The organism is Nostoc sp., assembly GCF_036917755.1.
Taxonomy (GTDB): Bacteria; Cyanobacteriota; Cyanobacteriia; order Cyanobacteriales; family Nostocaceae; genus Nostoc.
In genome coordinates this window covers 1-23,444 of the sequence record NZ_JBALFC010000125.1, presented here as the reverse complement: position 1 = coordinate 23,444, position 23,444 = coordinate 1, and the positions used below count along the sequence as shown (strand labels likewise).

The 23,444-nt window shown below is 41.7% G+C and carries 17 protein-coding genes and 2 tRNA genes; 15 read left to right on the top strand and 4 right to left on the bottom strand.

The annotated features are described in order from the left end of the window. Nucleotides 1-312: 312 nt before the first annotated feature. Both V7L05_RS27585 and V7L05_RS27580 read left to right on the top strand, forming a co-directional pair. Nucleotides 313-1,197: a ParA family protein gene (locus tag V7L05_RS27585; RefSeq protein ID WP_335168907.1), complete on the top strand. Its 885-nt coding sequence runs from the start codon at nucleotides 313-315 to the stop codon at nucleotides 1,195-1,197. Between the two features lie 618 nt (nucleotides 1,198-1,815). Beyond that, the gene (locus tag V7L05_RS27580; protein WP_335168905.1) at nucleotides 1,816-5,199 is read left to right on the top strand and encodes an amino acid permease; all 3,384 of its coding nucleotides are present in this window, start codon (nucleotides 1,816-1,818) and stop codon (nucleotides 5,197-5,199) included. 231 nt (nucleotides 5,200-5,430) lie between these two features. Here the strand turns inward: V7L05_RS27580 and V7L05_RS27575 are convergent, their stop codons facing one another. Further along, on the bottom strand, nucleotides 5,431-6,585 hold the full coding sequence (locus V7L05_RS27575; protein ID WP_335168904.1) for a histidine decarboxylase: 1,155 nt from the start codon (nucleotides 6,583-6,585) through the stop codon (nucleotides 5,431-5,433). Between the two features lie 284 nt (nucleotides 6,586-6,869). After that, nucleotides 6,870-9,833 carry an isoleucine--tRNA ligase gene (ileS, locus tag V7L05_RS27570; protein WP_335168917.1) on the bottom strand — a complete coding sequence of 988 codons (2,964 nt, stop codon included), beginning with the start codon at nucleotides 9,831-9,833 and terminating at the stop codon, nucleotides 6,870-6,872. A gap of 530 nt (nucleotides 9,834-10,363) precedes the next feature. Between ileS and V7L05_RS27565 the strand changes: the two genes are divergently transcribed. From V7L05_RS27565 to V7L05_RS27515, 11 genes are all read left to right on the top strand, one after another. Next, nucleotides 10,364-10,732 carry a Crp/Fnr family transcriptional regulator gene (locus V7L05_RS27565; RefSeq protein WP_335168902.1) on the top strand — a complete coding sequence of 123 codons (369 nt, stop codon included), beginning with the start codon at nucleotides 10,364-10,366 and terminating at the stop codon, nucleotides 10,730-10,732. Nucleotides 10,733-10,909: 177 nt separating this feature from the next. Further along, entirely contained in the window at nucleotides 10,910-11,275 is a 366-nt protein-coding gene (locus V7L05_RS27560; RefSeq protein ID WP_335168916.1) for a Lin0512 family protein, read from the top strand. Nucleotides 11,276-11,519: 244 nt separating this feature from the next. Continuing rightward, nucleotides 11,520-12,395, top strand: a complete 876-nt coding sequence (locus V7L05_RS27555) for a M48 family metallopeptidase (RefSeq protein WP_334948691.1) — start codon at nucleotides 11,520-11,522, stop codon at nucleotides 12,393-12,395. A 394-nt stretch (nucleotides 12,396-12,789) separates the two neighbouring features. Beyond that, nucleotides 12,790-13,686 carry a hypothetical protein gene (locus tag V7L05_RS27550; protein WP_335168900.1) on the top strand — a complete coding sequence of 299 codons (897 nt, stop codon included), beginning with the start codon at nucleotides 12,790-12,792 and terminating at the stop codon, nucleotides 13,684-13,686. A 374-nt stretch (nucleotides 13,687-14,060) separates the two neighbouring features. Beyond that, nucleotides 14,061-15,185: an alpha-hydroxy acid oxidase gene (locus V7L05_RS27545; RefSeq protein WP_335168899.1), complete on the top strand. Its 1,125-nt coding sequence runs from the start codon at nucleotides 14,061-14,063 to the stop codon at nucleotides 15,183-15,185. A 104-nt stretch (nucleotides 15,186-15,289) separates the two neighbouring features. Beyond that, nucleotides 15,290-15,373 (top strand) — tRNA-Leu (locus V7L05_RS27540). 51 nt (nucleotides 15,374-15,424) lie between these two features. After that, nucleotides 15,425-15,676: a hypothetical protein gene (locus V7L05_RS27535; RefSeq protein ID WP_335168898.1), complete on the top strand. Its 252-nt coding sequence runs from the start codon at nucleotides 15,425-15,427 to the stop codon at nucleotides 15,674-15,676. A 776-nt stretch (nucleotides 15,677-16,452) separates the two neighbouring features. After that, a complete protein-coding gene (locus V7L05_RS27530) occupies nucleotides 16,453-17,250 on the top strand; it encodes a WecB/TagA/CpsF family glycosyltransferase (RefSeq protein WP_335168896.1) in 798 nt (265 codons plus the stop codon). A gap of 55 nt (nucleotides 17,251-17,305) precedes the next feature. After that, complete coding sequence (locus tag V7L05_RS27525) at nucleotides 17,306-18,571, top strand: glycosyltransferase family 4 protein (RefSeq protein ID WP_335168894.1); 1,266 nt, start codon at nucleotides 17,306-17,308, stop codon at nucleotides 18,569-18,571. A 240-nt stretch (nucleotides 18,572-18,811) separates the two neighbouring features. After that, on the top strand, nucleotides 18,812-19,999 hold the full coding sequence (locus tag V7L05_RS27520; protein WP_335168893.1) for a glycosyltransferase family 4 protein: 1,188 nt from the start codon (nucleotides 18,812-18,814) through the stop codon (nucleotides 19,997-19,999). A gap of 259 nt (nucleotides 20,000-20,258) precedes the next feature. After that, nucleotides 20,259-20,330: transfer RNA gene (locus V7L05_RS27515), tRNA-Gln, on the top strand. Nucleotides 20,331-20,419: 89 nt separating this feature from the next. Here V7L05_RS27515 and V7L05_RS27510 read toward each other — a convergent pair. Continuing rightward, nucleotides 20,420-20,899 carry a hypothetical protein gene (locus V7L05_RS27510; protein WP_335168891.1) on the bottom strand — a complete coding sequence of 160 codons (480 nt, stop codon included), beginning with the start codon at nucleotides 20,897-20,899 and terminating at the stop codon, nucleotides 20,420-20,422. A gap of 178 nt (nucleotides 20,900-21,077) precedes the next feature. Between V7L05_RS27510 and V7L05_RS27505 the strand changes: the two genes are divergently transcribed. After that, on the top strand, nucleotides 21,078-21,266 hold the full coding sequence (locus tag V7L05_RS27505) for a hypothetical protein (protein WP_335168890.1): 189 nt from the start codon (nucleotides 21,078-21,080) through the stop codon (nucleotides 21,264-21,266). 41 nt (nucleotides 21,267-21,307) lie between these two features. On the opposite strand, the gene V7L05_RS27500 is transcribed toward V7L05_RS27505, so the two are convergent. Beyond that, nucleotides 21,308-21,832, bottom strand: a complete 525-nt coding sequence (locus V7L05_RS27500) for an RNA-guided endonuclease TnpB family protein (RefSeq protein WP_335168889.1) — start codon at nucleotides 21,830-21,832, stop codon at nucleotides 21,308-21,310. Nucleotides 21,833-21,998: 166 nt separating this feature from the next. Here V7L05_RS27500 and V7L05_RS27495 point away from each other — a divergent pair, with 166 nt between their 5' ends. Beyond that, complete coding sequence (locus tag V7L05_RS27495; RefSeq protein ID WP_335168888.1) at nucleotides 21,999-23,288, top strand: hypothetical protein; 1,290 nt, start codon at nucleotides 21,999-22,001, stop codon at nucleotides 23,286-23,288. Nucleotides 23,289-23,444: the final 156 nt, after the last annotated feature.

Genomic DNA, 23,444 nt, shown 5'->3' with positions numbered 1-23,444 from the left:
TGGGGAGTAGTGTGGTTCAAATAAATGAAAACAGCTGTAATACCGTTTTACTTTAATAATGATACAAATACGTTGGTAGGGGCACAGCATTGCTGTGCCCCTACGATAAATCTATATGTATCAGGGTTTGGGTGAAATGGTATAAGTAGCCCATTTCATCAAAAAACAGGACGACGGCTGAGATTAAATCGTGTCACCTACCTCAACGGCTACAAATAAGTTTGCGGAAATATTAAATTTAATGGAAGATTTAGTCGATCGAGATAGGTGTACGCTACCTAGATGGGAATGTGTCAACAGAGGACTCAACCAATGGGATATGTAATTGCTACTGCAAATATGAAAGGTGGCGTTGGTAAAACCACCCTCACGGTCAACTTAGCTACCTGTTTAGCTAAAAATCATGGTAAGCGGGTGCTTGTCCTTGATTTAGATAGCCAAATTAGCGCCACACTTAGTTTAATGTCGCCTTTAGATTTTGCCAAGCGTCGTAAACAAAGTAAGACATTTAGGTATCTAATAGACGAAGTTATTAATCCAGACCCACAAGGAAAACTGACAATTCAAGATATCATTCAATCGCAGGTTTGTAATCTTCCAGGACTAGATTTATTACCAGGAGACATCGACTTGTATGATGAATTTGTTGTCTCTGAAATGCTGCATCAACAAGCAACTGCTTTGGGCGAACAGGATTTTGAAATGATTTGGAATCGCTTTGAAAGAGTCCTGATTAATAACATCTTAAAACCAGTACGTCAAGAATATGATTTTATCCTTCTCGATTGTGCCCCTGGCTATAATCTATTGACTCGTAGCGCTTTAGCCGCCAGCGATTTTTACATACTTCCTGCTAAACCAGAACCTTTATCTGTAGTGGGTATTCAACTGCTGGAAAGACGGATTGCCCAATTAAAAGATAGTCACGGGCATGAAAGCAAGATAGATATAAAAATGCTGGGAATTGTATTTAGTATGTCCAGCGCTAACCTTCTGACTGGCAGATACTATAAACAAGTGATGCACCGCGTTGTTGAAGATTTCGGTGTAGAAAAAATTTGTAAGGTACAAATACCAGTTGATGTCAATGTTGCTAAGGCTGTTGATAGTTTTATGCCAGCTGTTTTAATTGCTCCCCAATCAGCTGGTTCAAAAGCCTTCTTTCAGTTAACTCAGGAGTTGTTGCAGAAGCTTTAATTTAGAGTGAGGAGTTAGGAGTTACAGCAAAAAGGCGGTTATAAACCGCGTCTACACAGACAAAACCCACCTCCGTGGGTTAAGAATCCTTGATTTTGTATTAGTCCACGAAGGTGGACTTCGTTTGTATAGCGGCGTAAAGCCTTCGGCATAGCTTCGCTTAGCGCGTCAGCGTGCCGGAGGCTCTATTCCATTCGCCAAGTTAAGCAAAGCGTAACCCAACAAAGCCCCGAAAATGTTGGGTTTCGTTCCTCAACTCAATCTCCGCAAGGTTTTTGGCACTAACTGAATTGTATTGGGTAATAACCCACTTTGCGTAGTTCATTTTGTAATATACGAAGATTAGATTACGAAATATAGCGATGGCGAGGCTGGGCTGTGCCTACGCTATCTAAACACAAGCATAACCCTGTCACCAATAATCGTCAGTATTAATACTTGACAACATGACCATTATTGGTAATTATTTTTCAGATTAATATAATACATTTGGAATTGTGGATTATGGGTAATAAGTAAGTTATCCTTTCCAGAAGTTCAGCAGTTATACTGAAGCTGAAAACGCCGAAACTCAGTTACTGAGTCCGATGCAAAGTTAGTAAATCTAGCTAAGAAATAATGGTTAGTAACGATTCTGTACAGGCAGAGAAAAATCAGGACTTGGTAACACGCCTACCACGGACTCTGAGTTATCTCGAAACCTGGGGCTTTGGCTTAACTGGTCATGTGGGATGGATTGGTACTGCCCCGATTATTCATGCAGCGTTAGGGCCTAAAGCAATCTTAGTTTGGTTTTTTGGCACGATCATTTCCTTTTTACTTAACTTGCAGGTAAAAAGTCTAGGTAGACATTGGATAAATGTCTCAGGAGGAACACCAAACTATACCACAAGGCTATTAAAGAACTTTCCTGGCTTAGGCCGTTATGTAGCATTAGGATACTTTTTTAGCTGGGCAGCAGCACCGGCACTGTATGCAATTATTCTCACCAACCTAATTAAGGTCAATTTTGAACCATTAGGTATTTCTTGTCCAGAAACTTTATTAAAATTTGTATTTACAGCGATTCCTTTTATTGTGGCATTCAGTGGTACCCGTGCTTTAGCGCTCCTGCATTTATTTTTTGTATTTCCAGCGATTTTATTACTGCTTTTGTTTTGTATTCAAGGTGTAATATGGTTAGCCTTCTCAACTGCTAGTTTTAAATTTATCTCAACTAGCACACATAGCTTGAGCTTTGAAGAATGGGCAAAGTGGTTTTTTCTGGCTAGCTATTCAATTTATGCTTGTGAAACCACTTCTTCTTTTGTTGCTGATAGCCGCCATCCATATAAAACTTTAAGGTTCTTAACCGTAGCTGCTTGGCTAATTCCTCCAGTGTTTTTAGGTGCTTCTTGGGTATTAATGTGTTCAGCTCCAAATCCAAAAATAGATAGCGATGTGTTCTTAAATTTGGTAGCGGCTTCTAAGCCTTTTTGGGGTGAATATGCCCCCTTTCTAGTCACACTTCTGATTTCTGTATCCTGCCTTCTAAGTTCTGCTACGGCAGTTTCCAATTCTCCTCGGATATTATACCAACTGGCCTTAGACAGACAACTTTCTCCCATATTTGCAGTAGTTTCTCCTCAAGGTGTCCTTGGGCCTGGCATCCTAGTTACCTTTATACTCAGTCTGTTTTGTCTAAATTTGGGAAATATATCTCAACTTGTCACAGTAGCAGGCACTTGTTATCTCACGTCCATTATGGGACTACATCTGGGATTATGGCTGTGTCGAGGTAAACCGGAGGTGTTATGGCCTTGGTGGTCACTTGGTTTTTTCTTGGTAGAAGCGGTAGTTCTAATCGTGGGAGGTTTAGCTTGGAATTGGAGACATTTGTTAGTGGGATTATTATTACCCATTGTTCTAATCATCGGAGATATAGCGTTGCGTGACTTAAGATTTGCGCCATTACACCCAAAATGGTGGATACAGCGTTACAACACTAGGTCTAGTAGAAACAACCCAGACTTTGTGATACTACAGATGATTGTTTTAGTATCATTAATTTGTATTACTGCCACAATCAGTTGGCTTCTGCGCGATTTATTAGACAAACTTTCTAATAATCCTTCAAACTCTTTACTAGCTATTCTGTTAGTGACGCTTTCTTTTATGGGGGTAGCGATCGCTTCCTGGACAACTCTACCACAAATTGTTGCGATTAATGAGGCACGCAAACAAGCAAAAAATCTATTTATCACTACTCTCGATACCGTTCCAGATAGTGTTTTACTCTTAGATAAAAACGGTATAATTTGTCAGACAAATGTCGCTGCTGAAGACTTATTTCAAACAACTATTCAGCCGTTACTTGGGCAAAACTTGAATCAACTCTTAATATCCTATCGTGGCAAACCTGAGCAATGGTCTATTAGGAGTGAGCAAACCTTAAAAATTAACCAAGGTCTACGAATTGTTGAATCGACTATTTCACAGCAATTTAATTATTGGCTACGGGAGTATGTTGTTGTTGTACGTGACATCACTAAGAGTAAGCTAGTAGAGAAAGAATTAGTCCAGTATCGTTATCAGTTTGAGCGGCTGGTTCTAGAACGCACCATTGAACTTACTAGAGTTAATCAAGAACTTGAACAAGACATTATCAAGCGTCAACAAGTACAAGAGCAATTACTCCACAATAGTCTTCATGACGGGCTAACTGGATTACCTAACCAACGATTATTTATGGAGCGGGTGCAGCAGGCGATAGAACGTACTAAACAACAAAATAATTATTTATTTGCCGTACTCTTCGTAGACTTAGACCACTTTAAAGCTGTTAATGACACCCTTGGACATTTAGTGGGAAATCAACTTTTGATTGCAATTTCTCATCGGCTAAAGTCAATTCTGAAAGTCGGAGACATAGTTGCCCGTTTTGGGGGAGACGAGTTCACAATTTTAATTGAGGAAATTGAGGATATCAGCACCGCCATACAGGTAGCCGAGCGAATTAAAAAGGTGCTAGCTTCGCCATTTCAATTAAATGAGCATAGGGTGTTAGCTAATGCCAGTATTGGCATTGCCTTAAGTAGAAAAGATTATGACCAAGCAGAGGAGATTCTACGCGATGCCGATGTGGCAATGTACTCTGCCAAAACACTTGGTAAGGCACGCTATGAGGTCTTTGACCCAAAGATGCACGAGGGTGCATCTTCGCTGTTGGAGTTGGAAACTGCTCTCCGAAATGTGCTGCTCAAGCAAGAAGAATTTCGTCTTGATTACCAGCCAATTATTTCACTGACAACTGGCAAAATTATTGGATTTGAGGCGCTGATACGTTGGGATCATCCAAAACGAGGACTTATTTCCCCTCAAGATTTTATTCCCCTGGCCGAGGAAAGTGGAATGATTGTTAGTATCGGGCAATGGGTGCTTTATGAAGCGTGCCGCCAAATGCACACATGGCATAAACAATTTCCCACCTCAGAACCCCTGACAATTAGCGTAAATTTTTCTGGTAAACAAATCACGCAACCCGATGCGTTTAAAAAAGTTCAATATATTTTGCAGAAAACTGGACTCCAGCCATCCAGTTTGAAATTGGAGATTACTGAAAGCTTGTTGATGGATAATTTTGAATTAGCTACCACCGTGCTTTACCAGTTAACAGCGCTGAATGTCGAGTTGCACATGGATGATTTTGGTACTGGCTATTCATCCTTAAGTTATCTGCACCACCTACCAATCAAAACTCTTAAGATTGACCGTTCTTTCGTCAGCAATATAGGTAGTCAAGGAGAAAATTTAAAAATTATTCGAGCGATCGTGACATTAGCTCATAATTTAAATATGTCTGTAACAGCAGAAGGGATAGAAACTGTAGAGCAATTAGCACAGTTAAAGGCTTTACAATGTGATTATGGACAAGGGTATTTTTTCTTACCACCTATGCAAAGTGCAGAGGTAGAAATACTACTTGCTGCCAACTTGTGTAGCAAAAACTTTTTAAAGATATAAAAATCTTGGTATCGGATTCTGTTTAGAAAAACACATCGTAAAATTGGGCAATTACAGCAGTTTCCATGTATTTGAACCACATCTGTCGTAGGGACACAGCACTGCTGTGCCCCTACCGCGTGGTCTATTTACCTGAAAATAGCTGTAATTTGACTTGATAATCTATATCACGAGTTATATCATGTCCACAGTGATGATGCGGACATGATATAACTTGCAATCTGCTGTATCTTAGTGTAGTACTGGCTGTAGCTGGAAATCCTCTGCGTTATTAAGTAACCCTTCTTCTAGCAAAAGCTCATTAACGAAAGTATCGATTTTATCCCGATCAATATTCTGCATGACTATAACATGTGTCCAATTTTCAAAAATTGCTAACTGCCACTTTTTAATTAGCTTTTGAGAAGGTTTTTGAAACACTACGGTATTGGAAAAATTATTGAGCATACATGGATATTCTCTAATTTTCAGTTGTTGAAAAAGATATTGGGCATTTTGAATACAGATATTTGCTTCTCTAGCTAATCCATCATAACCTCTTGTTTGGACTGCATACCAGAGAATCAGAGGGGTATGACCGTTTCTAGATCCCAGAATTGTTGTATCTGTTGAACCAATATATTCAATCGTTGTTTCAACTTTTTCTACCCATTTTTTCTTAGTTAAAACTACACCGCAAGGCAATGGAGAACCAATGAATTTAGCAGAAATAGCTATACTATCTATGGGTTTTTGAAAGTTAACTTGCGGAGCGCCATCTAGAAACGGTAATATTAATCCTGAAAGTGCAGCATCACAATGAATATAGTAATCTTTAATTTGATTGCGATCTAAAATTTCTAGAACTTGGTCTAAGTTATCAATCGCACCTTTGACAGTAGTACCAATATTTAAATTTATGATCGCTGGATAATTCAGATTTTCGCTAATGAGTTGTTCAAAATGTTGATAATTTATCTCTCCATTAATTTGCGAATTAACAACATTATGTTGGATGCGGAATAATTTGGCTGCTTTGGGAATTGAGTAATGAGAGTCTTGTGATGAGTAAAGAATCCCATTAGGGTAGATTTCTCTTGCTAAGAACATTCCATATAAATTACCTTCAGTTCCACCAGCAGTAACATAACCCCAAAACTCATTTTCTGGAATCTTATAAAGTTGAGCAAAAAAAGATAATACTTCTTGCTCAAACTTCCGAGAATGAAGACCAAAATCTGGCTCAATATATGGATCTCCAGCATTATTTAACAGAAAATTGAAAAATTCTGCGATCGCACTGTAATCACAACTTAAATTATATGGATAGCCGGCATGAAACTGCGATCGCTCTTCTATTTGCAGCAAAAAATCTGCCAACTCTTTAGCAACTTTATCTGAGGACATTATTTCTGTACCTGAAAATTTGATTTAAGGAATTTTTAGTCTAAATTCTACGTATTAATCAATACCTTTATATTTTCTTAAGAATGCAGAATTCAGATTTTTTATTGGTGAAAATACGTATTAAATTTCAGTAAAAATACCCAAGATTTATGTTCATAAGTAGATTATTCTTTATCTGATTTTTCACGGGATATGGAAAACCTCACCCTGGTTCTGCTACGCAAAACCTGTCCCTCTCCTTAGTAAGGAGAGGGATGTCTGTGAGGTTTGTGGGATTTTTGCTTTTAGAATTCTCCGGCTAAGGCTGCAACACAGCGATCGCAAATTAGCGGATGTTCTGCTGATTCTCCCACATGAATGGAGTAGTTCCAACAGCGATCGCATTTTTCCCCATCTGCTTTTACAACATCAATAGTTGTTATTTTCTCAGTACCTAACAATTTAGCTACTTTTATCTGTTCTTCTGCCTCTTTAAGAGGGGAATCTAGTAGTTCAACTTGAGATACTAAAAACAGATAACGCAACTCATCTACCCCATTACTTTGGTCAATAGAATGGGGGTTAAGTGATTGTAACTGTTTACGCTCTTCCAAATCTGAGACATATAACAAAACCTTAGCTTCTAAAGAAGACCCGATTTCTTTCGCTACTCGAAGATTCTCTAAACTTCCATTGACATCAGTACGAATTTTCCGTAACTCTGTCCAAAATTCCGCTAATTCAGGATTACGCCATTTTTCCTCTACTTGCACCCAACCGGCTTCAAATACCGATTTGTAAGGTGTTTTGTAGGGGAGATATTGCCAGATATCTTCGGCGGTGTGGCATAATACTGATGCGATCGCTCGTGCTAAATTTTCTAACGCTATCTTCAGCACTGTTTGACAACTGCGACGGCGGAAAGCATTGGTTGCACTGATGTACAGCCTATCTTTGGCAACATCTAAATAAAAGTTGGATAAATCCACCACGCAGAAATTCTGCACTGTTTGGAAAAAGCGGAAGAATTGGAAACTCTCAAAGGCTTCCGTCACTTCCTCAAACACCTCGGTGATGCGGTGCAGCATATAACGGTCAAGTTCTGGCAATTCCTCAAAAGGTACTGCGTCTTTTTCTGGGTCAAAATCATCCAAGCTACCCAACAAGAACCGCGCCGTATTGCGAATCTTACCTCTGACATCATTCAGCTGCTTGATAATGTTTTTCCCAATGCGGACATCGCCGGAGTAGTCTACCGATGATACCCACAGTCGCAATACATCTGCACCGTAGGCCGGTTCTACTTTTTGATTTTTCCCGCCTTCAATGATTATATTTGGGTCAACCACATTTCCTTCAGACTTACTCATCTTTCGTCCTTGTTCGTCCAAAGCAAAGCCGTGAGTTAGCACAGTTTTGTAAGGCGCAATGTCATTCACTGCTACACTGGTGAGCAAGCTTGATTGGAACCAGCCGCGATGTTGGTCGGAACCTTCCAAATAGATATCAGCAGGATAGCGTAACTCTGGACGTTGTTTGGCAACAGCCGCCCAAGATGAGCCAGAATCAAACCATACATCCATTGTGTCTGTACCTCTGCGGTAAGACTTACCATTTTGGCGATAGGATTCTGGTAATAACTCTTCAACCGACAGTTCCCACCAAGCATCAGAACCTTTTTCTGCGATAATTCCTTGAACGTGGTTGATAATTTCTTCATTCAGTAGTGGTTCTCCCGTGGCTTCATCGTAGAAAACGGGAATGGGTACACCCCAACTCCGCTGACGAGAGATACACCAATCGGAACGTTCCGCCACCATTGGCGTGATGCGATTTTCACCTTGGGCTGGAATCCATTTTACCGTGGCGATCGCCTTTAATGCTTCTTCTCTAAATCCTTCCACGGAAGCAAACCATTGTTCAGTCGCCCGAAAAATCGTCGGCTTCTTCGTCCGCCAATCATAGGGATACTTGTGAGGGTATGCTTCTTCTTTCAACAAAGAACCAGCCACCGTTAATGCATCAATTACCGCTTGATTCCCATCACCCAGAACATTCAACCCCGCAAATTGTCCCGCTTCTTCGGTAAAATTGCCATTGTCATCCACTGGTGCAAGGATGGGTAAACCGTAGCGCAGACCAACAATGTAATCTTCTTGACCATGACCGGGGGCAGTATGTACCAACCCAGTACCCGATTCAGTAGTAATGTAATCACCGCCCACAACAATCGGACTTTCGCGGTCAAATAGAGGATGACGGTAAGTAGTATGCTCTAAATCATTCCCCTTAAACGTGGCTTTGAGAGTTAACTCAACTCCCAACGTCGAAGATAAACGTTCCACTAAATCAGCAGCAACGATGAGATAGCGAAACCTCACTCTTTCCGTTAACGAAGAATGAGAAGAAACTTCCTCACTCCCCCTCCCTGCTTGCGGGGAGGGGGTTGGGGGGTGGGGTTCCACTTCCACCACTGCATAATTCAAATCTGCATTTACCGCCACAGCCAAATTCCCCGGAATCGTCCAAGGTGTAGTTGTCCAGATAGCCACACCTAAATCTGACAGATATTCCGCCAACAGTGGTTTTACAGCTTCCGCTAAACCTGTGATGGGAAAAGCTGCATAGATACTGCGGGAAACGTGACCTTCTGGATATTCCAACTCAGCTTCCGCCAAAGCGGTTTTAGAACTCGGACTCCAGTGAACCGGCTTCAAACCGCGATAGATGTAGCCTTTTAAGAACATCTGACCAAATACGCCAATTTGCGCCGCTTCATATTCCGGCTTCAGAGTGAGATAAGGGTTGTCCCAATCTCCCCAAATACCGTAACGTTTAAAATTTTGACGCTGGTCATCTACGGTAACTAAAGCAAATTCTTTCGCTTTCTGCCGCAGTTGTAAAGGTGTTAAATTTTGCCGTTCTGCTGACTTCATGTTCTGCAAAACTTTTAACTCAATTGGCAAACCGTGACAATCCCAACCAGGGACGTAGCGAACTTTACGCCCTTGTAGCAGTTGATAGCGATTAATAATATCTTTGAGAATTTTATTTAAAGCATGACCAATATGCAGAGAGCCATTAGCGTAGGGAGGCCCATCGTGCAGTATAAATAATTCGCCGGGGTTATTTTCGGAGAGGCGATCGTAAATTTTATTATCTTCCCAAAATTTTTGGATTTCCGGCTCCCGCTTGATGGCGTTTGCCCGCATCTCAAAGTTAGTCTTGGGTAGGTTTACAGTATCTTTGTAACTTCCTGATTCGGTCACAGTCTCATGCCTAGAATTAGGTGTGCAGGTTTTATTAATTATAGAAGATGACATGAAAACCAAAATTTGCTATTTTATTTACCTTTTTTGATAAACCTCTCCCTGCCTTGAACTAAGGGACTGACAAATAAAAAAACATCTCAAATTTTCTTGTGGGATGGGTGTCCTCACCCGTCCCATACTCAGGGCGGGCAGGATGCCCACCCTGAATATGGATAATTTATTTATTGGAAGTCCCTTAAATATGGGTTATCTAGAACCCTTGTAGAGACGTAGCATTGCTACGTCAAAACAATTCTTTTTCACCAGATTAGGACTTACGCACAAATTACGGAATAACGAACCGCAGAGGCGCAGAGGGCACGGAGAAATCAGAGTTTGAGAGATATTTTGCGTAAGTCCTACAGATGTCTAATCAGGAATTTTGCGGACGTTGAGAGTTAATCAACAGAAAGTAGTATAGTTTACTAGGTTCGCCTAAAGCTATCCAAACGTTTCGTTTAAAAACAAAGAATTTTGGGGTTGCTCTAATGTTAAGTCCTGTTCTAACAGTCAGTATTTTTCAAAAAAAATCCGACCCTAAAGTATTTTCAGCAGGCCAAGTCATCTTTGAAGAAGGACAGCCTGGCGATAATATGTATGGCATTCTCGAAGGAGAGGTAGATATATTAGTCAATGGCAAGATTATAGAAACCATTGAGACGGGCGAAGTTTTTGGTATCGGGGTACTTGTAGGAGTCCAAAATAGAACTTACACAGCTATTGCCAAGGTGGATAGCAAACTGGGTTTCCTTGATGAGGAAGGGTTTCTCTTTGCCGTTCAGGAAACACCCATGTTTGCCCTACAGGTGATGAAAAGTTATTCAGAGCGTCTGACTCGCTTGCAGCATATGGTCTAAAGCACTTTAGGAGGCAGGGTGCAGGAGGGTGCAACGATCAGAGATAGGCGTGAAATAACGTAGGCACAATTCATCAATTGTGCCTACCAAGGATTTTGGGCAACGTGGTCTTTTCCCAAGTGGCTTCTCTGCCTTCTGCCTTTTTAATGAAAGATGCAAGATTTACCGGAGGTAGCAATGGCGCGTAAACGCTTGATTATTGAGATGGGGATGGGAATAGATCAGCATGGACAAGAACCAACTGTAGCAGCATCTAGGGCAGTACGCAATGCGATCGCTCACAATGCCTTACCTGGTGTTTGGGAAGTTGCAGGTTTAAGTCACCCCAATGAAATGATTATAGAGGTTCAAGTAGCAGTACCATATCCAGAACAAGTTAAGGAAGAAGAAGTACTAGCTGTACTGCCATTTGGTCGGAAAACCCTCACCGTAGAATCTGGGGGGATGGTAGTTCAAGGGCGGGCGATTCCCGAACTCAACGATAAAAATGACGAAATGTTGATTGCGATCGCAGCTGTAACAGTTCTGGTTGAAAATGAGTAACTGAGGTCAAACCCATAGAGCGCTGATACTGGACTAACCTTCGTAATCAGTTGCAAGAATGGGTTTTGCTCTCAGGCGCGATTCAAAAAATCCAACTCAATATTTGTGGCGCAATCTTTCTAATGTCGCCATCTACCTTTGGGTGTCCCCTGCCCACCCGACTGAAATCGTTATACTAACTGTGGGAGGCTGTGAATCTAACCAGCCAGCTTCCATAGTTGTGTTTTTTATAGCTTGCTGCACTATGTCCTTCATCCAAACCCCGCTAATTGGTTTAAAAGCTGACTCATTTCGTCATCCATTAGACCTGGAAGCTACCAGAGCGCTCAAGCAGATACCAGGCATAGATATGTTGGTGCGAAATTGGCTCGGGCCAATGGCAGAGCAGGTTTTCTATGTGGAAAATATTGCCTCCAGCATTCTGGTGGGTGAAAAGCAACTGCCCGATTTATACAAACTGTTGTTAGATGCCTGTAAAATCCTGGATATAGAGCCTCCCCAATTGTACGTCCGGCAACATCCGGCTCCTAACGCCTATACTTTTGCTGTGCGGGGTAAGCAGCCCTTTGTTGTGCTACACACATCCCTGATTGATATCCTCACACCAGTAGAAATACAGGCAGTAATTGCCCACGAGTTGGGGCATCTCAAGTGTGACCATAGCGTTTACTTGACTCCTGTAAATTTATTAATATTAGCTGCGGCGATTGTGCCCAATGTCGGAACCTTCGTTGCTCAAGCGATACAGGCACAGCTTTTAGAATGGGTACGTTGTGCTGAGTTTACCTGCGATCGCGCCGCATTACTAGCAACCCAAGACCCGAAAGTTGTCATGTCAGTGTTGATGAAGTTAGCGGGTGGTTCCCCCACCTTAGCGCCACAACTGAATCTCGATGCCTTTGTTGCCCAAGTCCGCGCTTACGATGATATTAGCAAGACCGAACTAGGCGAAATGGTCAAAGCCGCCCGCACAGCCCAATTAACCCATCCAGTACCAGTGCTACGGGCGCGAGAAATTGACCGATGGGCAAGCAGCACAGAATATCAAACTCTGTTACACAGTCACGGACTTAAGTATACTAATGAAGTTACACCCAAAGGCGGGTGGCGCAATTGGTAGAGCTACTAATAATAACCACTTTTATACTTTGTGGAGGGACAAGCGTGACCCTCCTCACCCGCTCCGTAGGATTAGAAGTCTCTTAACCCGACGCAACTTCGCTAGTAACGAGTTCAATCTCGCAGCAGAGATTAATTCCCTAACTGCTAATCTTGTCAGATGAGCAAATGCAGAATATTAGCAAAGCTTTAGCAGGAGTTTTAGGCATTAATTAATGCATTTGTCAATATTATGAATGCAGTGTCTGGCGACAAGCCGCTTCTCTACGTTCGCGCAGCGTGTGGCAGACAGGCGCTTCTCTCCGAGAGGCTCCGCCAACGCGTAGCTTGCTTCTATGTAGGAATATGCGTCTACCCACTCATGTAAAATATTGGTACAGCCAGAAAATCAGCTAATGACCAGGTTTCCCTACGACCAGTTTGCAAAAGACTATCTTAAAGAATTATTACAGCCATTGGGAGAAGTGGAAACAAGTCGGAAAGTTCCAGCCCAAATCCGAGAGATTGATGTTTATTTTGTACCTTCACCGCAATCCACAAGCAATAGAATAGAATTAGGACTGTTAGGAAAATTTGCGGCTGAACCTGCATTAATTGAACCATTTAGAAATGCAGCTACAATTGCGGAAATTCGTAGTTGTATGAGTAAGTTATTTGATATTTTCGCAGAAGTAAAGCGTCAGACTAAAGGTGATAAAAACCGGATTGCGGAATCAGATTTACCACGTTTATGGATTTTTTCACCGACAGCTTCTGAATCTATATTGGATGGTTTTAGAACTAATCTAGATGAGGAAAATTGGGGAATAGGAGTACATTTTTTAGGGGATTATTTGAGAACAGGAATTGTGGCAATTCACCAATTACCGTGTACAGAAGAAACACTATGGTTGAGAATTTTAGGTAAGGGAAGAGTCCAGCAACAAGCGATAGATGAACTAGAAGCACTTCCTCAAAATAATCTCTTACGTTCCAAAGCAATTGATTTATTATTGAGTTTAAAGACTACATTAGAATTCAATCAAAATATAGACGAGGAGGATAGAGATTTAATTATGCGCTTATCACCTATTTATGAGCAAAAGTTAGCAGAAGCTAAACAAGAAGGAATCCAAGAAGGAATCCAAGCAGAACGTCGTAATGTTATAGAGAATTTATTGCAATTTCGCTTTGGTTCTTTAGATGCAGAAATCCGAGTAATTATTGAAGCTTTGTCGGCATTATCTCCAGAGGAATTTACTCCTTTATTACTGCAACTATCGAGGGAAGAATTATTGGATAGGTTTCTTTAGGGACTTGTAAATAAAAAAATATCCCAAAACTGATGCAAAAAGCCTCTCTATTTCTCTTCTCTCTGTGTTCTCTGTCTTGAAAAGTTCAGATGCCTGCGGCGGGCTGCGCCAACGCCGGAAGCCGGCGCTCCGACTTTTCGCTGCGTCTGGAGTGGTTCGTTTCTTTGGATAATTTATTTCTTGGAACTCCCTTAGAATAACTCAATCGGAGATACTGGGTTTTCCATCTTTATTAATAAATTGATGATTACTTAAGCTTGTTCAATCCGACAATCGGATTAGAGAACATCCGAAGGGTAAGCGGCTCTAGTCTTTTAAAATCTTATGGAGAGCGATAAACCGCTCACTACGAATAAAAATTCTTACATTTTACTATGTCTACCGATTTATCCAACGACGATCGCTTTCAACCGATAAATCTCTTTGAGTACGAAAAGTTAGCAAAAGAGTATTTGTCTCAAATTACACTTGATTACTATACCAGTGGTGCTTGGGACGAAATCACATTGCGGGATAATCATGCAGCCTTTGAGCGAGTCAAGCTGCGACCTCGGATCTTAGTTGATGTTAGCGATCGCAATCTAACCACCTCCATTTTAGGACAACCCCTGCAACTACCTTTGTTAATTGCGCCAATGGCTTTTCAATGTCTAGCCCATCCAGACGGAGAAGTTGCTACAGCCCTAGCTGCCGCCTCAGCTGGTGTGGGCATGGTGTTAAGTACAATGGCAACAAAGAGCATTGAAGAAGTAGCGACTGCATCTGATAAATTTCCAGATTCTCTGCAATGGTTCCAGCTTTACATCCATAAAGATCGGGGATTAACTCGTGCTTTGGTAGAAAAAGCCTATAAAGCAGGCTACAAAGCACTTTGTCTGACTGTAGATGCACCTGTTCTCGGACAGCGCGAGAGAGATAGACGTAACGAATTTGCCTTACCCCTAAACTTACATCTGGCTAATCTCGCCACCATCTCAGGGCTAGATATTCCCCATGAAAAAGGCGAATCTAGGTTATTTACCTATTTTGCCCAACAGCTAGACCCAGCAGTAACTTGGCACGATTTAGAATGGTTACAGTCTTTATCCCCACTACCTTTAGTCATCAAAGGAATTTTACGTCCAGATGATGCTGTGCGGGCTGTAGAATATGGAGCCAAAGCAATTATTGTTTCCAATCATGGTGGCAGACAACTCGATGGTGCGATCGCTTCTTTAGATGCCCTAGCTGAAATAGTAGCAGCAGTGGATGGTAGAGTAGAAGTACTGTTAGATGGAGGCATTCGTAGGGGTACAGACATTCTCAAAGCTCTGGCATTAGGAGCAAAAGCGGTACTGATCGGACGACCCATTTTGTGGGGACTAGCAGTAGCAGGACAAGCCGGTGTATCTCATGTCATCTCACTGCTACAAGATGAGTTAAATGTGGGAATGGCACTTAGCGGCTGTGCAAAACTACAGGATATTGATCCTAGTTTATTGACCCTGCCACGCCTTTAAGCCTTACAATTATCAGAGCTTATTCCAGAAAAACTTTGAGAATTAATTTTCTCACTTGTTACAAAACCCCTCAATTAGAGTATAATAGTTAAGATTGGATATAAGGGCGGGTGGCGGAATTGGTAGACGCACCACACTCAAAATGTGGCGGCCTTACGGTCATAGGAGTTCGATTCTCCTCCTGCCCACTACCAAACAACTAGTACACAGGTTAAAAAGGTTAAAAAGGTTAAAAAGTTATGCGCCTGAAAAGATGGGAGTCTCCCCGTAAAGAAGGCAGGAATGAGAAAGGTAGAGGCGGTTCTGCTAGAAAGCGGCAACTCAAAAAGCAAAGGCAAATGTTACGGCAAAGACTCAAGGAAAGTAACAAACTAGACAACAACAAAAACAATAAAGCAGGGAAAGATAAGTTTATCTTTCCCTTATTTTTTGGGCTTTTATTTCATAAAAAAATAAATTTTAGGGATTTTTCAATACATAGGGTAAATTAGATTTTTCATAAATTTGGAAAATCATAAGAATAAACTATTAGCCTATTATTCAAAATATACTAATTTAACTCATCCCCCGGCTTGAAGCCGGGGGATTTCGAGTCATTAGTCATTAGTACCAATGACCAATGACTTTTGACTAATGACTAAATCGGCGGGCGGCTATTCCTCCCACCCCTCTTGTTGGGATGGGAGGAATAGCCGATTTTCTTTGAATTGAACCTCTTAAGCGGATACTTACGTATCAAAATCATCAAACCAAATACAACATTTCATTAATTCATAGCGAATTCTCTGCGTGCCTCTGCGCCCCTACCCTCCGGGAAGGCGAAGCGCCTATGCGTTTAAATTTCAACCCTACATTCGCCACGATTATACGCAAAGCTATACTAAGTGTCTAGTATTTTGCTTCGTCATCTAATTTTTATTTATATGTAGCAAATATTACGCAAATAAACACATATTTATAAGGAACATATCGCAATTGTAATGCTTAGATGAACAAATCAAAAATTAATTATGAAGGAAGTATGAATTTTACCAAGCAGTGTGTGAAATCCCTTGGTGAAAACGGTAAACTAACACACAACAGCAAATAATTCTAGTATTACCGATTAAGCCAAAAGTATACTAAGAAGGCAATTGCATCTCCATGTGTTAACTTCCAACGATGACACAAGCCTACAAAAAGTCAGGAGTAATCCAATCCGAATTCTTCAATATTCGGATTGGTCTAGGTAATCTATGGATTTTTTTCTCGGACACAGGAGTTATTGATGGTGGCGAGAGTGCTTCTACCTACTAAAAAAGTGCTTGATTTTCCTATTACTGCTTTACGCTTTGACGACCAAGTACAAACAATACTGAAATGGTCGAGTCGGCGTGAGAGTAAAAGTGTATACGTAGCGAATGTACACATGCTCATTGAAGCTCATTGGAATCCAGAGTTTGCCACAGTATTACGAAATGCAGATATAGTTACTCCTGATGGTATGCCTCTGGTATGGATGATGCGAAAAATGGGAGCGCTTTACCAAGACCGTGTGGCAGGAATGGATATTTTCCTAGCATTGTGTCAACTAACTCAAACACAAAATCTGAGTATTTTCTTTCTAGGTTCTCAAACAGAAATTCTTTCTAGGATGCGAAAAAGGTTAGAGCAGGAATTTCCCCAAATGAAGATTTCGGCGATGGAACCTCTACCTTTTCGTCCTCTGAGTGAAACCGAAGACGAAGCTTTGATTCAAAAGATTAACTCTAGTGGTGCTGGTGCCGTCTTAGTATCTCTGGGCTGTCCTAAGCAAGAAAATTGGATAGCTCAACATAAGGGTAAGATACAAGCTGTAATGATTGGACTGGGCGGAGTTTTCCCCGTTTATGCAGGAATTCACAAGCGGGCACCCCGCATAGTTCGAGACTTAGGACTTGAATGGCTGTATCGATGGATTCAAGAACCGCGCCGACTTTGTGGCCGCTATGCTAAGACCATTCCACTATTTATCTGGCTGGCTACGAAGCAACTACTATCATCAAGTCGAATTGCAGCCGTCTTTCTTCACGAGACTGGGGATTAACAGCTTCTGGAGCAATACTTGGAACGATATTCGCGACATTAAGGAAATGTCGGGCATGAAACAGTTAAAAATTCTCATCTGTGCATATGCTTGTGAACCGGGAAAAGGTTCTGAACCAGGAGTAGGCTGGAATCTTGTTAGGGAGGTAAGCAAGTATCACCAAATCTGGGTACTCACATCAAACTGTCACCGTCAAGGTCTTGAAACTGAACTAGCACGTAATCCCCTGTTCAACCTGCATGTTGTTTACTTAGATCCTCTAGGCTGGATCATCGACTGGAGTCATCAGAGGATGGGAAAACAATGGGGGGTTTATGTTCACTATTACCTTTGGCAAATTTGGGCGTATTTTATCAGTAGCTCACTCCACAAGCAGATTGGTTTTGATATCCTACATCATGTAACTTATGCGAAGTATTCAAGCCCTAGTTTAATTTCACTGCTACCAGTTCCTTTCATCTGGGGTCCAGTTGGGGGCGGGGAATCATCTCCCAAAAGTTTTTGTCAAGATTTTAGTTTCCGTGGGAAGATATACGAGGTTTTGCGAAATTTGGCTCGCTGGATAGGGGAGTGTGACCCCTTGGTTCGCCTCACTGCACAACAAAGTGTCTTAGCCCGTTCTACCACAGAAGATACAGCTAAACGCTTACGCCAAATGGGGACAAAAAATGTCCAAGTTTATTCTCCATTAGGTTTATCTCAAGATGAAATAGCAAAGCTTTCAGATTCCGTAATTCTCGACAATTCTGCAATTAGATTTATCAGCGTAGGTAGGCTTTTGCACTGGAAAGGGTTTCATTTGGGATTAGCAGCATTTGCCCAAGCAAACCTACATAATGCTGAGTATTGGATTGTCGGAGAAGGATTTGAACGCAAACAGCTAGAAATATTAACTGAATATCTGAATATTGCTAAACAAGTCCAGTTTTTAGGTAATTTGTCTCGTGAACATACATGGAGTAAAATACAGAACTGCCATGTGTTAGTTCATCCCAGCTTGCATGAATCTGGAGGATTTGTGTGTTTAGAGGCAATGGCAGCAGGGCGACCAGTGATTTGCCTAGATTTAGGAGGACCGGCAGTTCAGGTTACAGAGGAAACTGGCTTTAAAATTAAGGCAAATACACCTGAGCAAGCAGTAAGTGATATTGCTAAGGCTATGACGTATTTAGCTAGTAACCCAGAGCTAAGATTATTGATGGGTCAAGCCGGACAGAAGAGGGTGAGGGAGACTTTCAGTTGGGAAAGTAAGGGGAGGCAGCTAATTCAACTCTACGAAGAAATTTCAAACCAGAATAAATCCTGCTTGAAATTGAGTTAGAGCTATAGCTCTAGCGATGATTAATGATAACGTCATAGTATATATCTTCTCAATAGCTCCTTTAGCGATACTGGTAGCATACGTAAAAAACTAATTAAATTTCATCAAAAATTAGCTGTAGTGTTACCGATTGTAGGAAAACTGGCTATAGAACAGTAAAACTACTGGAAATCAGGGTGTAATTGCTTTGCATGATCTACTAGTTGGTTCTTTCCTTCCACTATTCAGAGACTTAACTGCATGAAAGTGCTGTTGATACATAACCATTATCGACTTGCAGGCGGTGAGGATGGAGTAGTGAAAGCTGAACAATCCTTACTGAAAGCAAATGGTCATCAGGTATCTTTACTGGAAGTCAGTAATCTTGACATTAAAAATACCTGGGATAAAATTGCAACTGCTATTAGTGCAATTTACTCATATTCAGCAAAACAACAAGTTCGCATCAAAATTTCCCAACTCCGCCCTGATGTCGTCCATGTACATAACTTTTTTCCCCTACTCTCTCCTTCGATATATGATGCTTGTCGAGAGCATGGGCTAAGTATTGTTCAAACTCTTCATAACTATCGGCTTGCTTGTCCCAAAGCAATGCCTTTTCGAGATGCAAAGGTTTGTGTTGATTGCTTTGGACAAACAGTGCCGTGGTCTAGTGTTGTACATGGCTGCTACCGCAACTCACGTCTCCAAAGCTCGGTGATAGCAGCAATGAACAGCTGGCATCGGTTGCGAGGTACTTGGCAAGAACAGGTAGATGCTTATATTGTCTTTACCCAATTTCAAAAAGACAAAATGTTACAGGCTGGACTACCGGCAGAAAAGTTGTACATCAAACCTAATTTTGTGTTTGCTCCAGACTCTCGAAACCAAAATGGTGAACATAGTGATTACTTACTTTTTGTTGGTAGATTGTCTGAAGAAAAGGGAGTTTCTGTTTTAATTGATGCCTATGTACAGAAGAAATTATGCATACCACTAAAAATTGTCGGTGATGGTCCTTGCCGTCAAAAGTTGCAGCAACAGATTAAAAATACTAGTTCCGAAAATTTCATTGAATTTTTAGGCTTTCAGGATAAGCCAACAGTGTTGGCACTAATGCAGAATGCCCGGTTTTTAGTATTTCCTTCCATTTGGTACGAAGGTTTTCCCTTAACTATCGCTGAAGCTTTTGCCTGCGGTCTACCTGTACTGGTGTCCAAATTAGGTAGCATGGTAGAAATTGTCGAGGATGGAGTAACTGGTTTACATTTTGAAGCCGGCAACCATAGGGATATGGCAGCCAAAATTGAATGGGCAACCACTCATCCTGAAGCTATGAGAACTATGGGGAAAAATGCTCGGCAGGTTTATGAGACTAAATATGCTCCTGAAGCTAATTATCGGCAGTTGATGGCAATTTACCAACAAGTCATCAATAAGAAGAAATAGTCTGTCAGTGGTAAAGGAATTGCGATCGCACAATTTTGCCCCTTAACCCGGATTTCATCACTATGGGATAAATTAACATGAGTTCGACGATAGAGCCAAAGGTTGATTCAAGAGTTCACCCCCAAGTCATGAAAGAGTCTAAGTGCAAGGATTTCGACCAATCAACGTCCTGTTGTAAAAACCCATTATCTGAAATCAACTATTAAAGTACTTGACATTAACCCACGACTAAGTGCTATATTAACTAGAGTAAAGTCGTTGGGGCGTCGCCAAGTGGTAAGGCAGCGGGTTTTGGTCTCGCCATCCCTGGGTTCGAATCCTAGCGCCCCAGTAAATCTAAAGACAGGCATAACAGCCTGTCTTTTAGAGTATTTAATTACATTTTCAAGATGCATCTCAATGCATCTAATTCTACAAATGTTACTTGTCAGGCGATTTGAGAGCTTGATCCAGAGTCTGCCGAGCCTGTTCTGCTTTAGCTCGCGCTTCCTGGTAACGCACATTAGCTTGGGCAAAATTTTTGAGAACTTTAAAACCTTCCTTGAGTCGAGTAATTTCCTCTTCTGTCACCGACTCGTCGGTGAACAGAACATCAACCGCTTTGCGGATTTCCAACGCTTCAGCTCGTGACTCCTGAACTTTCAGCTTGAGCGTGGCCAGGTTACTCAGAACCTGGACAGCTTGTGTAATGGTATCCTCACCGCTAGCAGGATCAATAATTGACTCTTTAACCTCAATTAATTGTTGAGGGCCAAATCCCTCTTCCAGTTCCGTGGGTAGCTTACCTGCATCCATCAGTTCCATCAGCTGATCCATTGCTTTATCGCGGGCTTTAGCTGAATCTTTTCCAGAAATAGTAAGGATAATTTCTGGGCTTTGAGCGAGAGTGTACTGAACCATATTTGAGCAGAAAATTTGCTGGTTAACCAAGCTGAAGCAAATAATTATAACATGTTGCGTGTCAGGTTATTTGTTGGTTTATCGTAAATTATAGCGGTTCTCGCTTGAGTGAAGTACAAGAATCCCACCCCTAAGAGCAAGCGAGGAGGGCAGGGTGGTTTCATACAACGAGAGAAAAATGATAATACCTATAAAGGATATTAAAACATCTACGGTGGGAAAAAGTATGAATCTGGATGTACCTCATGTGATTAGGAAACGCCATAAAGGGTTTAAGACCGAACGTCAACATGTCGCTCATCCTGAAGGGTTAGGCTCCGACTCCACTCAGTTATCCTGCGGGAAGGAAGCTACAGTGGGAGTTTAATTGACATCTTCCCCGGCATTTATGCCAGAGATTCCTAAGCCTCACGAATTAGGTTTCTGTTTCTTACCCTCCGGGTTCGGTAGTCCCCCATCGACGGAAACCGCCAAGACGGGGGCTAACTCACCATTGCTGGTTTTTCGCAACTGCCCTTTAACCTTAAGGCTATCAGGTCTTATGCTCGCTCCACAGACTTTAACCGCAAGCCCTGCGGCAAGAATATTTTTACTTGCGTTGATATCTCGGTCATGGCGAGAAATGCATTTAGGGCATTCCCACTCTCTGATATTCAACGGCAATTCATCTACAATATGTCCACAATGTCCACATCGCTTAGAGCTAGGAAACCATCGGTCAATCTTGACAAATGTACGACCATACCAGTCGCACTTGTATTCAAGCTGTCTGACTAATTCCGACCATCTAGCGTCACTAATAGAGAGGGCAAGTTTTCTATTTTTGACCATATTCTTCACAGCCAAGTCCTCAACAGCAATCGTTTGGTTTTCACGTACCAATCGAGTTGTCAACTTGTGAAGAAAATCGTTTCGGGCATCACTTAAACCCATTTTTCTGATAAGAGTCTGAAACTCTCTTCTCTACGAGACGCTGCGCAAACAATTTTGAATTTTGAATTTTGAATTTTGAATTGTTACCCCTACCTCTGCCAAGCCACTCAAAATAAAACTTTATACTTAAGAAAAGGGAAATAAGTTTCAACAGGAGAGGAGAGCAATGGCTCCCAGTCCCACCATCATGCAAGCTGTGGAACAACTGGGCTACCGTGTCACCGTTGGTGATGTGGCAACTCAGGCAGGATTGAACGTTGCTGAAGCTAATCAAAGCTTGTTAGCCCTGGCATCTGATGCTGGGGGACATTTGCAGGTAGCGGATACAGGTGATATAGTTTACCTTTTTCCACAAAATTTTCGAGCAGTTTTGCGTAATAAATACTTACAGTTACGATTGCAGGAATGGTGGAAAAAGGTCTGGAGTGTTCTGTTTTACCTGATTCGCATTTCTTTTGGAATTTTCTTAACTGTTTCCATCGTCCTGATAACTATTACCATCTACATTGTCATTACCTCTACCAATTCAGACCGGAACGGCAACAATCGGGGCAGTAATTTCGGTGGTGGCGGGTTCTTCTATTTTCCAAATTTATTCTGGTATCTTAGCCCAAATTATGACACCCGCAACCAGGAACGGCGACGTGAAAGGCACCAAGAAAGCAATCTGAATTTCTTTGAAGCTGTGTTTTCGTTTTTGTTTGGCGATGGGAATCCTAACGCCAACTTAGAAGAACGTCGCTGGCAAGAAATTGCTACGGTGATTCGGAGTAACCGTGGCGCAGTGGTAGCAGAACAAATTACCCCATATTTGGATGACATTGGGGAGGGATATACAAGAGAGTACGAAGATTATATGCTGCCCGTTCTGACGCGATTTAATGGGCAACCGGGGGTAAGTCCAGAAGGGCAAATTGTTTATTACTTCCCAGAGTTGCAGGTGAGTGCAACCAAAAAGCGCCGTCATGCAATATCAGATCACTTGGAGGAATTTCCCTGGCGTTTTAGTGCCGCAAGTTCTGGGCAAATTATGCTGAGTGCTGGATTGGGTGTACTAAATTTTGTTGGTGCTTTAGTACTGGGAAGTTTGTTGAGAGATGGCACAGTTGCCGCCCAATTAGGTGGACTGGTAGCTTTTGTGCAAGGAATTTATTGGCTGCTATTGGCTTACGGAGCAGGTTTCTTAGCCATACCGTTGTTGCGTTATTTTTGGATTCGGTGGCGTAATCGCAAAATTGTTGATCGCAACCGCGATCGCATTTCCAGAGCAAGGCTATTGGCAAGTCCTGATGCACCTTTGCAACAAAAAATCGACTATGCTCAACAATTTGCAACAGAAAAAGTCATTGGCAACGAAGATTTAGTGTATTCTAGCGAAACTGACTTACTCGACCAGGAAGTTGAGCGTTCTGCACAAATTGACGCTGAATGGCAACGGCGGTTAGACCAGTCATAAGTAATTCGCTCAGTCAAAATTTAGAATAATCCGAAGGTAACAAAAATGGGCGGGCAAGATACCATTGGTGTCAAGTTAAGAAAAATAGAAACTTGTCAAGTGGCTAAAGCTCAGTAGTTAAACTCAACATAAGGGTGTTGAGAATAGCCATGAGTA

Bases quoted from the DNA above. Each gene is read 5' to 3' on its own strand.
- V7L05_RS27580 (WP_335168905.1), top strand. From the start codon at position 1,816: ATGGTTAGTAACGATTCTGTACAGGCAGAGAAAAATCAGGACTTGGTA.
- V7L05_RS27575 (WP_335168904.1), bottom strand. From the start codon at position 6,585: ATGTCCTCAGATAAAGTTGCTAAAGAGTTGGCAGATTTTTTGCTGCAA.
- V7L05_RS27525 (WP_335168894.1), top strand. From the start codon at position 17,306: ATGAAACAGTTAAAAATTCTCATCTGTGCATATGCTTGTGAACCGGGA.
- V7L05_RS27535 (WP_335168898.1), top strand. From the start codon at position 15,425: ATGCGCCTGAAAAGATGGGAGTCTCCCCGTAAAGAAGGCAGGAATGAG.
- V7L05_RS27510 (WP_335168891.1), bottom strand. From the start codon at position 20,899: ATGGTTCAGTACACTCTCGCTCAAAGCCCAGAAATTATCCTTACTATT.
- V7L05_RS27550 (WP_335168900.1), top strand. From the start codon at position 12,790: ATGACCAGGTTTCCCTACGACCAGTTTGCAAAAGACTATCTTAAAGAA.
- V7L05_RS27505 (WP_335168890.1), top strand. From the start codon at position 21,078: ATGATAATACCTATAAAGGATATTAAAACATCTACGGTGGGAAAAAGT.
- V7L05_RS27565 (WP_335168902.1), top strand. From the start codon at position 10,364: ATGTTAAGTCCTGTTCTAACAGTCAGTATTTTTCAAAAAAAATCCGAC.
- V7L05_RS27530 (WP_335168896.1), top strand. From the start codon at position 16,453: ATGGTGGCGAGAGTGCTTCTACCTACTAAAAAAGTGCTTGATTTTCCT.
- V7L05_RS27495 (WP_335168888.1), top strand. From the start codon at position 21,999: ATGGCTCCCAGTCCCACCATCATGCAAGCTGTGGAACAACTGGGCTAC.
- V7L05_RS27560 (WP_335168916.1), top strand. From the start codon at position 10,910: ATGGCGCGTAAACGCTTGATTATTGAGATGGGGATGGGAATAGATCAG.
- V7L05_RS27520 (WP_335168893.1), top strand. From the start codon at position 18,812: ATGAAAGTGCTGTTGATACATAACCATTATCGACTTGCAGGCGGTGAG.
- V7L05_RS27545 (WP_335168899.1), top strand. From the start codon at position 14,061: ATGTCTACCGATTTATCCAACGACGATCGCTTTCAACCGATAAATCTC.
- V7L05_RS27500 (WP_335168889.1), bottom strand. From the start codon at position 21,832: ATGGGTTTAAGTGATGCCCGAAACGATTTTCTTCACAAGTTGACAACT.
- V7L05_RS27585 (WP_335168907.1), top strand. From the start codon at position 313: ATGGGATATGTAATTGCTACTGCAAATATGAAAGGTGGCGTTGGTAAA.
- V7L05_RS27555 (WP_334948691.1), top strand. From the start codon at position 11,520: ATGTCCTTCATCCAAACCCCGCTAATTGGTTTAAAAGCTGACTCATTT.